Source organism: Wolbachia endosymbiont of Menacanthus eurysternus, from assembly GCA_029715105.1.
Lineage (GTDB): Bacteria > Pseudomonadota > Alphaproteobacteria > Rickettsiales > Anaplasmataceae > Wolbachia.
In genome coordinates this window covers 393,032-404,712 of the sequence record CP085695.1, presented here as the reverse complement: position 1 = coordinate 404,712, position 11,681 = coordinate 393,032, and the positions used below count along the sequence as shown (strand labels likewise).

Annotated in this window: 8 protein-coding genes and 1 other RNA gene; 5 read left to right on the top strand and 4 right to left on the bottom strand. The window is 27.4% G+C overall.

All coding sequences use genetic code 11. The annotated features are described in order from the left end of the window. Positions 1 to 30: 30 nt before the first annotated feature. Complete coding sequence (gene gatA, locus LJI21_01610) at positions 31 to 1,500, bottom strand: Asp-tRNA(Asn)/Glu-tRNA(Gln) amidotransferase subunit GatA (GenBank protein ID WFW29476.1); 1,470 nt, start codon at positions 1,498 to 1,500, stop codon at positions 31 to 33. Positions 1,501 to 1,907: 407 nt separating this feature from the next. Here gatA and LJI21_01605 point away from each other — a divergent pair, with 407 nt between their 5' ends. The 5 genes from LJI21_01605 to LJI21_01585 all read left to right on the top strand — a co-directional run bounded on the left by LJI21_01605 (position 1,908) and on the right by LJI21_01585 (position 8,466). Beyond that, a complete protein-coding gene (locus LJI21_01605) occupies positions 1,908 to 3,023 on the top strand; it encodes a D-alanyl-D-alanine carboxypeptidase (protein WFW29475.1) in 1,116 nt (371 codons plus the stop codon). Between the two features lie 800 nt (positions 3,024 to 3,823). After that, positions 3,824 to 5,320 (top strand): cation:proton antiporter, encoded by a 1,497-nt coding sequence (locus tag LJI21_01600; GenBank protein WFW29958.1) that lies wholly within the window; start codon positions 3,824 to 3,826, stop codon positions 5,318 to 5,320. Between the two features lie 325 nt (positions 5,321 to 5,645). Next, positions 5,646 to 6,004, top strand: an RNA gene (rnpB, locus tag LJI21_01595) — RNase P RNA component class A. 964 nt (positions 6,005 to 6,968) lie between these two features. Next, positions 6,969 to 7,946: an NAD(P)H-dependent glycerol-3-phosphate dehydrogenase gene (locus LJI21_01590; protein ID WFW29474.1), complete on the top strand. Its 978-nt coding sequence runs from the start codon at positions 6,969 to 6,971 to the stop codon at positions 7,944 to 7,946. 31 nt (positions 7,947 to 7,977) lie between these two features. After that, positions 7,978 to 8,466: a phosphatidylglycerophosphatase A gene (locus tag LJI21_01585; protein WFW29473.1), complete on the top strand. Its 489-nt coding sequence runs from the start codon at positions 7,978 to 7,980 to the stop codon at positions 8,464 to 8,466. A gap of 302 nt (positions 8,467 to 8,768) precedes the next feature. Here LJI21_01585 and LJI21_01580 read toward each other — a convergent pair whose 3' ends face one another. From LJI21_01580 to ftsZ, 3 genes are all read right to left on the bottom strand, one after another. Beyond that, on the bottom strand, positions 8,769 to 9,560 hold the full coding sequence (locus LJI21_01580; GenBank protein ID WFW29472.1) for a succinate dehydrogenase iron-sulfur subunit: 792 nt from the start codon (positions 9,558 to 9,560) through the stop codon (positions 8,769 to 8,771). Positions 9,561 to 9,661: 101 nt separating this feature from the next. Further along, positions 9,662 to 10,111, bottom strand: coding sequence for an rRNA maturation RNase YbeY (gene ybeY, locus LJI21_01575; protein ID WFW29471.1), 450 nt, complete (start codon positions 10,109 to 10,111; stop codon positions 9,662 to 9,664). A 46-nt stretch (positions 10,112 to 10,157) separates the two neighbouring features. Then, positions 10,158 to 11,342 (bottom strand): cell division protein FtsZ, encoded by a 1,185-nt coding sequence (gene ftsZ / locus LJI21_01570; GenBank protein ID WFW29470.1) that lies wholly within the window; start codon positions 11,340 to 11,342, stop codon positions 10,158 to 10,160. Between the last annotated feature and the right edge of the window lie 339 nt (positions 11,343 to 11,681).

Here is an 11,681-nt window from a genome sequence, read left to right as displayed (position 1 = left end):
TGTTATTAATAACAACTTTCTTTTTAATTGTTATAAATTATCATTTAATTCAATTACCTTGCCACAATTTTGTTCTATTATATTTGCTATATTTAATATTCCAGCTTCATCATAATAGTTTCCAATTACTTGTAAACCAAGTGGTAAACCTTCATTAGAAAGCCCAACTGGAACTGAAACAGCTGGTAATCCAGCTAAGCTAGCTGGTATAGTAAAAATATCATTGATACACATGATTAATGGATCTGGCTTTTCATTTAATCCGAAAGCTTCTGTTGGAGCAGATGGAACGAGTATATAATCTATTTTTTCAAATGCCTTTATAAAATCATTTCTAATTAACGCTCTAATACGTTGTGCTTTCTCGTAGTATTCATTATAGTAATGCGAAGAAAGTGCATAACCACCAATTAATATTCTTCTTTTTACTTCTCTTCCAAAACCTTCTGCTCTTGTTAGCGAATACATCTCTTCAAGAGAGTCAGCACTAGCTCTAAATCCGTAACGTATACCGTCATAACGGGCAAGATTAGATGAAGCTTCAGCAGAACAAATTAAATAATAAACTGGTATTGCATATTTAGTATGTGGTAATGTAATATCAAATACTTCAGCTCCATTTTTCTCTAAATCAGAGGAAACTTTTTCCCAGTGGTAAAATATTTCCTCTGAAATTCCATTCATTCTATATTCTTTTGGAATGCCAATACGTTTGCCTTTGATATCACTGTGTATAAGGTCAGAAAATTTAGGAACTGGCCTTTTACTAGATGTTGAATCTTTACTATCATATCCACAAATTACTTCTAGTGTTAGTGCTGAATCAGAAACAGAGCGAGTAATAACACCAGCCTGGTCCATAGAGCTTGCAAATGCAATCATACCAAAACGTGAACACCTTCCATAAGTTGGCCTTGTACCAACTACTCCACAATATGCTGCTGGTTGTCGTACAGATCCGCCTGTATCGCTGCCTAAAGCTCCAGCACATAAAAATCCTGCAACAGACGCCGCGGATCCACCAGACGATCCGCCAGGTACGACTTTTTTTCCATCACTTTTTCTAATCCATACATTTTCAACAGGACCAAAATAGCTATTTGTATTTGCAGAACCCATAGCAAACTCATCCATATTAAGTTTACCTAATATAGCTGCTCCACTTTTTAGAAGTAACTCAGATACTGTTGATTCATAAGTAGGAATAAAATTCTCCAGCATTTTTGAACATGCAGTTGTTTTTATTCCCTTTGTGCAAAATAAATCTTTTATGCCAAATGGAATACCCATAAATGGCATATTACAATTCTTTTTTAAAAAATACTCATCTGCTGCTTTTGCAGCTTTTATTGCTATTTCTGGAGTTTTTGTTACAAATGCATTTAGCTTTTCATTTTCAACTGCATCAATATGTGCTTTTACAAGTTCAACAGCAGAAAAATCTTTACGTTTAAGTCCGCTGTGCATCTCTGTAATACTTAATTTCCTTAATTCATTCATTTAAAAATTTATATATTAAAATGAGCGTTAATTATAATTAATTATAACAACAAGGAGATAAAGATCTATATCTTTATTTTACTAGATTTTTTAATATTATTATATGTGTGTTTTTTAATTTGTACTTATAACTTGATTCTGTAGTATAGAATTTTTAATTTTAATTAAATATTTTGATATTGATAACATCATAAACTCAATTTAGCATTTCGTTGAGTGTAATATTTTATTATTACATAATAATACTGCTTTATAAGCATTAAAGTAAATCAATAAATTGATAATTTTATTTAATTTTTAGTCTTGTGAGGATCACAATAATAAAAGACATTTATTTGAAACATATTTAATTAAGAGCTATACCATAATTATTTTGTGGTCATTAGTATGGTTATTGGTTATTAAAAATGAATACATTGAAAAAACTTATAATTTTACTGTTAGCTTTTTTAAATTCGTTTTCTTCAAATTCATATCAATTTAAAACTATAGCAAATCAAGCAGTAGTTTTGGATTTACCTTCAGATTCTTTTATCTTTGAACATAATTCAAATGAAAGAATGGCTCCATCTTCAATGAGCAAGTTAATGACTCTATATGTTGCTTTTGATTATATAAAAAATGGTGTAATTAATATGGAAGATAAGTTTAGAGTAAGTAGAAAGGCTTGGGAAAGAAAAGGCTCTTCTATGTTTTTAAAAGAAGGTCAATTTGTTACTGTGAAAGAGCTGTTGGAGGGGATTATAATAGTTTCTGGTAATGATGCTTGTATTGCGTTAGCCGAAGGGATCGCAGGATCAGAGGAGAATTTTGTAATGGAAATGAATGAATTCGCATACAATTTAAATTTAGATAATAGTCATTTTGTTAATTCAAGCGGTTGGCCGGATAGAGATCATTTTATGAGTGCAAAAGATTTAGCAATATTAGCAAAGAGAATTTTTACTGATTTTCCAGAATATTATAACTTGTTTTCTGAACAATACCTGAAATATAATAATATTATACAAAAAAATAAAAATCTTTTACTTTTTTATGATATTGGAGTTGATGGTTTAAAGACTGGATATACAGATGCTGGTGGATATGGTATTGCAGTATCTGCGAAACGAAATGATAGAAGAATCTTTGTTGTTATAAATGGACTGAGTAACGAAATAGAACGAGTAGAAGAAGCAAAAAGATTAATACAATATTCATTAAACAATTTTAATACTAGAAAAATATTTACTAAGGACGATATAGTCGAAGAAATAAATGTTTTGTATGGAAAAGATAGGAAAGTTCCTATTAAGGTTGCAAACGATGTTGTTATAACATATAATCGTCATTTACATAATAAGATTAAGGTATATCTTAAGTATGAAGATATGATACCAGCTCCGATTGAGAAAGGACAAGAGGTAGGCAAGGTTTTTATAGAAATACCTGGTGTTGAGCGACAGACAATACCGCTCTATACAGTGAATGGTGTGCAAGAATTGAATTATGTAAGAAAAGTTTTTAGGATGTTATTAAAATAAACTATAAGAATTTTTAAATATATTTAATATCTAAAATTAGAATTATTGATGATAGCATTCTATATATAATGAAGTTATATTACATCCATAAGGGTTTTCATAAAGAATTAAGAATTGAATTATTCAAATGCTTATTTTACAAATTTATTGCAATAACTTAATAAAAAATTTTACTTTCAATTAAAGTAGGGCAAAAAGATGTTTTAAATTTTAAATTTACTGTTATTTCAACCCGTTATTATTACCGCCTACAACAACCAATCCTTAGAAGGTTGTTTCCCATATTAAAATAAACGGATATTTTCCTTTTATAACCTTATTTAAATAATTGCATATAAAAATAACAGATTTTATTTAGGTGTCTTTGTGTTTTTAACACTAATTTAAATTTATAATAAAACTATAAAATTATAATGAAGTAGATACTTAAAATATAAATATTATTTTAATTATGTAATTCTATATAAGTCAAGAATATAAGATATTAAAAATTCTTATTAAAAAACCTAGACAAGACATAAAAATATTATAGAATAATAAAATTATTGAATATTTTCATATTTTATGAAAGGCTTATATTATGCATATTGTTATCAATAAGCTAATTATAAAAGTTATAAGGATAAGTCTCTATAAGGGTTTCTGTATGCATTAAGAAATACAGACCTCGTTAAGTATATATTTTAAAATATCCAAGAAATATGTCATACCTACTTAAGGCTCATTTGTCAATAAGTAGCGGTTTTTTTATAACCTGAATATAATCCAAATTTTATTCAAGTAAAATGAATTATTTATTAATAGAGTATATTCTAACATTTTTTTCTATGCCATTTTTTATTACCGAAAATTACCTATTAATTACTGCGTTAATTCCAGCTTTTAGCGCTACAATTATTTTTTTTGTTAGAAAATACTCTAGACTGACTAGCATAATAACTATTATTTCTTCTATACTTTTATTTATATATGTTTGTTTCTGCACTTTATGTTGGACATATAGTGACTATTCTCAATTCATCCTTATAGATTTCGGAAATAATTTACATATTAGTTTAAAACTAGAATTTATTGGAGTCATATTTAGTTTATTAATATCGTTTTTATGGACATTAACTAGTATATATACAGTGTTTTACATGAAAAAAAATTATTCGAGTAATAATTATTCAAATTTTCTATGTTTTATTTTAGCAACAATTAGTTGTGTCATATTTATTGCCTTTTCTGGTGATTTATTTACTACGTTTATTTTCTATGAGCTTTTAACTATAACTACCTATCCTCTTGTTACATACAATGCAACAAACGAATCAATGATAGCTGGACGTTATTATTTTGGTACATTATTTTTTTCTTCTTTAACATTATTTTTTCCTCTCCTTGGATTTTTATATAGTGAATTTCATACTCTAGATTTTATAAGTAATGGAATATTTAAATATAATACTTCGCTCATTTTTACTTCGATATGTTTTATTATGTTAATTTATGGAGTAGGTAAGACTGCTTTAATGCCAATACATTTTTGGTTGCCAAAAGTAATGATCGCACCAACTCCAGTAAGTGCTTTATTGCATGCTGTTGCTGTCGTAAAATCTGGGGTTTTTATCATTATAAAAGCTATATTGTATATTTTCGGAACCAATAATTTACAGTGCCTTGTACAGCAAAGTTGGCTTCCTGGAGGATGGCTTCCATATCTTACGGGATTTACTGTCATTATTGCTTCACTTATTGCGCTTGGGCAAAAAGAATTAAAGAAATTGTTAGCTTATTCTACTATTTCTCAATTATCATATATTATACTATTTGCTTCAATTTTTAGTGATCTTAGTATAAAGGTTGCGGTTTTTCAATTGGTCTGTCACTCATTTGAAAAAATAACCTTGTTTTTTGTTGCGGGTAATATAATAACAAAAACAGGTGAAAAATATGTAAATAGAATTCATGGTATAGGACGTAGTATGCCAGTTACTATGTTTGCATTTACCATAGGTGCACTATCCATGATAGGAATCCCACCTGCTCCAACTTTCTGGGGAAAGTTTTTTATTTTTCAAGCTGTTTTTAATACTGGAAATATAATACTTTTCGTATTTATTGCTTTTATATTAATAATAAATACTATATTAAATGCTATGTGTTTTTTGCCAATAATTTATGTTGCTTTTTTTTCGAAACCTTCTAGGAATTTTCCTTTTAATAAGAGGATATCAATTTTCTTAGTTTTACCACTAGTTGTTACTACAATATGTACTTTTATATTATTTTTTTTGGCTATCAAATTATTTTAGTTGTTTGTATCTATTTTGTAATAATAATTACAAGCGAAATCTTAAATAACTTGAAAGTTAAATCTATAATTTTTAATTACTTTATTGGTACTATTTTTAGTTGTCAAAGAAATTTATATTGAACAAAAATTTTATAAACTCAATATCTGAATGTAAGTAAATTAATATAAAACTACTTTAACATATTCATAAATTTGCAATTTGGCTAATTTGATAATTACCGTTTAGTGGTATTAGGATCTAAGATATTTTATTTTAATATTTATAATATTTAATAATTTACTTTTTACAGTTTTTATGTTACAAAGTATAAGGAGGTCTCTCTTAGGTGAAGTAAGTAGCTGCTGTTTAATAAATAAAAAGATTTATAACAGAGGAAAGTCCGGGCTCCAAGGAAAGATAGTGACGGGTAACACCCGCCGAGGGTAACTTTAGTTATAGGGCTACAGAAAATTACCGCCTAAAAGTTTTTAGGTAAGGGTGAAAAGGTGTGGTAAAAGCATACCGTGGCAATGGTAACATTGGCAGTCGAGTAACCAACACTAGGAGCAAGATTGAATAAGAATAGATTTTATGTTTTCCTCATAGTTCTCTATTCGGGTAAATCGCAAGCAGTAAATATGTAATGTTTACTCTAGATAAATAGCTACATAAACAGAACCCGGCTTATACTTCACCTCACAGTGGTTCATAAGACAATCAGATTGTGATTTTATCTTAATTAAATATTTACAAAGTATTTTTATATATATAGGTTTTACACCATTAATGTTAAATTAGAAAATTAAAATATTTTGCTGTGTTTCTTTTCTCTTTAAGAGAGAATCATCTATTCCAACAAGATTTTGTATATGATTATATATATACAAATTTTACATATAAAGGCATTAACTATTTTAGTTTTCCTGTAATTTGAATCGTTATAGTAACGTTTAAAAGAGAGGGGGAGATGATTGGATTATTATTTCTTTTTATCCCTCCTTGGAAGAACTAATAATTATACTTATTAGTATATTTTCTTTCTTGTCTAAGTAGACACATAGTTTATTTTGTAATTCCTCACAATCAATTTTTATTATTTCTAACTATTAGTGCGAATATTTATACTTTTTACTGAAGAAAATAACTTAATATCTTGAACTGATTTAGTTAGTAATCATGTTTAATTTTTTAATTTTGATAATTATTTTGATATGCATTGAAGCATAGTCAAAATTAAGAACTTTTAATTTTATATGCTTTCTAAATTTTTAACAAAAATTATTCTAATAATATGCCTTGATTAAAATCATATTATGATTTGGGAAATTTTTACAGAAGTTATAATATTACGAATCAAAATAGGGATGTTTATTATATTTATTCGATCATGCTCTAAGTTAAAAGCACAAGGTAAAAGTAGCCATGTTGCAACTATATTAATATTATATAATAATGGTATTTTTAAAATTCTAAAATTTATTATAGAAAATAATCATAAAAATATATAAATCTCATATTTGACATTATTTTTATAAATGTTATTTATCATTTTATGAGTATTTTATTAAAATAAATCTTGAAATATATTTAAAATATATATGTTAAATTTTATTTTTATTTATCTTTTTGTTTTAAAGTATAAAAATATTATTTATAGGGATATTTCGTGAATATATCAATATTAGGTGCTGGTGCATGGGGTACAGCAATTGCAATTTCATTAAGCAATAAACAAAATATAGTTTTATGGACTCGTAATAAAACTACTTTTGAATCAATTAACAGAATAAGAGAAAGTGATAAATTACTTGGTTATAAAATTCCAGATAACGTGTTAGTGAAATTAGCCCTTGAAGAAGCAATTAATACTTCTGCAATAATCCTTGCAATTCCTACTCAATCTATAAGGGAGGTATGTTATAAATTACGTAGTTGTAATTTAAAAAAAGAAATTGTAATAATTTTAGCTTGTAAGGGAATAGAGAAATTTACTCTAAAATTACCTAGCGAAATAGTAAACGAAATTTTACCTAATAATCAAGTTGCTATTTTCTCAGGTCCAAGTTTTGCCATAGAAGTTGCAAAAAAGTTACCATATTCGATGCTTCTTGCATGCCAAGATAATATGTTAGGTTTAAGACTTATATCAGAGCTTCAGCAGAAAAATGTTAAATTATATTTAAGTATTGATATTATGATGGTGCAAATTTGTGCAGCATTAAAGAATGTTTTTGCTATAGCATGTGGAATCATTTTAAGTAAAAAACTTGGATGTAGTGCTCATGCAGCGTTAATAGCAAATGGCATGAATGAAATAAAAGCCTTATATTTAGCAAAAACTGGTAACTTCAATATAAATACAGATACACTCCTTGGACCAGCATGTTTGGGTGATCTTGTCATGACATGTACATCTTTGAATTCGAGAAATTTATCTTTTGGATTTAAAATAGGTGATAATAATTCTAATATTGAGCAAATTTTATCAAAAAGTAGATCAGTTACTGAAGGTTTTACTACTACTCAATCCATATTCGCTTTAGCAAAAGAATTAAATATAAAAATGCCTATATGTGAAGCAATGTATAAGTTATTATATAAGCGTGCATCCATAGATGATACTATTTCTTCTCTTATAAATTAAGGATTTATAGTTTTTAGAGTGATAATTTATTATGAAATTTTTATATAAATTAATATCCACATGGTGGGCATTTGGTTTAATAAAAAAAATACCAGGTACTGTAGGTAGTTTAGCTGCTTATCCAATTGTTCCTTTAATATTATATAATAAGGTTTTAGGTGCGATAATTATATTATTTTTACTTTTACTAGGACTTTGGTCTACAAATAATTATATAAAATATTATCAAACTTTGTCCGATCCAAAAGAAGTAGTAATTGACGAAGTCGTTGGCCAATTATTGACAATATTTTTAATATCAGATTTTTTAGGTCAAACAGTAGATTATCCTTTATTAGTATTATGTTTTTTTTCTTTTAGGTTTTTTGATGTAGTTAAAATTTGGCCTGTAAATTTGATCAATAAAAATATCGGTGGTTCTCTTGGTATTATGTTAGATGATATCGTGGCTGCTGTTTTAGCCTGCACATTTATAAGAACGTTTTATTATTTACTATCATCCTCTGTATTCATAAAGTAATAATTATTTATTAATTCAAGTTTGTACCAAATTTTGAATAAGAGGGATAACAATAATTAAATTAATAACGATATTATTCTCATTATATAAAAATTGATTAATACGAAAGTCAATAGGAGATATTTCAAAATAAAAATCTTGAATAAAAATCTATTAATGTCTCGAAAGGCTTACTAATTTAATTAGTATATTAAATTTTACTAGAATCTAGTCTTAATGATAGAGCATAAGTATACATTTTAAGAGTTGGATTTATATTATTGTTACTTTTTATAATTTTTTATAAAAAATTCAGGGATAGTTTAAAAAAAATTCCCTTTACTTATCATAAGTTGCTTTAGTTTTATTATTGCTTTTGCTGGATTGAGTCCTTTAGGACAAGTTTTTGTACAATTCATTATTGAATGACAACGATATAATTTAAATGCATCGTTTAATGCATCAAGTCTTTCATTTGTTTTTTTATCGCGACTATCAACAATCCATCTGTAAACTTGCAGAAGTATTGCTGGTCCTAAAAATTTATCACTATTCCACCAATAACTCGGACAACCAGCCGAACAACAAGCACATAATATACAATCAAAAAGTCCATTTAATTTCTTTCTATCATCACAAGATTGTAAATATTCTCGATTAGGCAAATTAGGTTTATCTGCCTGTAGCCAGGGATTAATTGATTTGTATTGTTCATAAAATTTACTTAGATCTGAAACTAAATCTTTTATCACATACATATGCGGTAATGGATATATTTTTATATTGTCGTTTATATCTGATATAGGTTTAATACAAGCAAGAGTATTGGTTCCATTAATATTCATAGCACAAGATCCACATACTCCTTCTCTACAAGAACGCCTAAAAGTTAGAGTTGAATCTATTTCATCTTTGATTTTTATTAATGCATCAAGTACCATGGGACCACAATTATCTATATCAATAAAAAATATATCTATTCTAGGATTTTTTTTATTATCAATAGACCAACGATAAATTTCAAATCTTTTAATATTTTTTGCTTTAATAGGAGCGGGATAAATCTTGCCTTTCTTATTAACTTTAGAATTTTTTGGTAAAAAAAACTGCACCATTATTACACTCTTATCTTTAATATTACAACGCAATTAAAAGTATTTCTGTATTGGAGATGATTTCCACTTATAATTAACATTTTATTATATTTTATTTATATTTATTGTATAGCATATTCACTAAGTGAAGCTAAAATTTTTATTTCTAAATTTTTCATTATGATCTCTTCTTTTTTGTTCTGATGGTTATAACCAAGTAAATGCAATAATCCGTGCACCAACATGTGCATAACATGAGTTAAGATAGGCAAGTTATACATATTTGACTCTTTTTGTATTGTATCTATCGACACTGCTATATCCCCTAAATCGCATTTGTTTGATAATTGTTCGCACTGAAATGATAATACATTAGTAGGTTTACTTATATTTCTAAATCTTAAATTAAGCCTATATAATAAATCATCATCTGCGAGAGCTATTGATATGTTTGGTTCATAATGTTCTATCTTTAATTCTTTTAGGGCATTATATATAATAGACAATACAAAGCTATTTGGATCCTTTATGATATTAAACCATCTCTTATCTAAAATATTCATTTCTAACATGGAATTCGTTCATTTTATTTTTCGGTTTTAAATAATTAAAATTTTGTTATTTTTTTCTCCTTAAATAGGCTGGTATATCATAAATATTATTGCTGCGCTTAACCATTTTATTCACTTGCTCAATTTGTTTTGTTTCTAATGTAGAAGTTTGCCAATTATAAGGCCACTTAAAATTCTTTTTTAAAGTATCACCTTTAACAGAAGTTTCTGATTTGTTACTACAAATAGTATTACTATCAATACCAGTTGCGAGAACAGAAACCCTGACTTTTCCTTCCATTGCTAAATCAAAGGTGGCACCGAATATTATATTCGCGTTTTCATCTACTTCTTCGCGTACTCTATTAGCTGCAGCATCGACTTCAAATAGAGTCATATCTCCTCCACCCGTAATATTAATTAATATTCCTTGAGCGCCTTTCATCGATACATTATCTAATAATGGATTAGATATTGCACTTTCTGCAGCACTGATTGCCCTGTCTTCTCCTTCTGCTTCTCCAGTACCAATCATTGCTTTACCCATTTCGCTCATTACTGTTTCTATATCAGCAAAATCAAGATTAATAAGTCCAGGCATAACCATTAAATCAGTTACTCCTCTAATGCCTATATACAGAACATTGTCAGCAAGTTTAAATGCATCAGAAAATGTGGTTTTTTCATTTGCAATTCTAAATAAGTTTTGATTTGGAATAACAATAAGGGTATCAACATACTTTTGTAATTCTTCAAGTCCAAGTTCTGCAATGCGCATGCGATGTATGCCTTCAAAAGTAAATGGTTTAGTTACAACTCCAACAGTCAATATTTTTTTTTCTTTTAGAGATTTATCTTTTACTGCAGCTCTTGCTTCTCTTGCTGCCTTTGCAATTACTGGAGCTGCGCCAGTACCAGTTCCACCACCCATTCCCGCCGTGATAAAAAGCATATGACTATTTTTTATATGTTCCATAATTTCATCAATTGATTCTTCTGCCGCACCTTTACCAACATCAGGTAAAGCGCCAGCTCCAAGTCCTCTAGTTAAATTGATACCTAATTGTATTTTTTTATCGCATAAAGATCTTTCTAAAGCCTGAGCATCAGTATTTGCTACAATAAAATCTACTCCTTGCAGATTGGATTGAATCATGTTGTTTACAGCATTTCCACCAGCACCACCTACTCCAATAACTGTAATTTTCGGATGTAATATAGGTAACTCTAATGGACTAGAATCAATCGACATTCAAATTTCAAATTAGTGAATTTACTTGATAATAAGTTACTGCTTTTTTAACAACATGCAAACAATTTTCATTTGTACAAACTTACTTTATAACTTATTACATTTAATAAAAATGTAAATATTTTTGTTTATAAAACAAGATAGAAACTCTGAGTTTATTTCTGTTACGTTTTATGGTGGTATATTCCGTTTGTTTTAGAATATATATGACATATATAATTGTATTTACTTTTATTTTTAAAAAAATTTAAATAAAATTTACACAAATACTTTCACAACAATTAATATATATGTTTAAAAATTTTCAATTTTTTTATATAAAATTTTATATATTTTGTA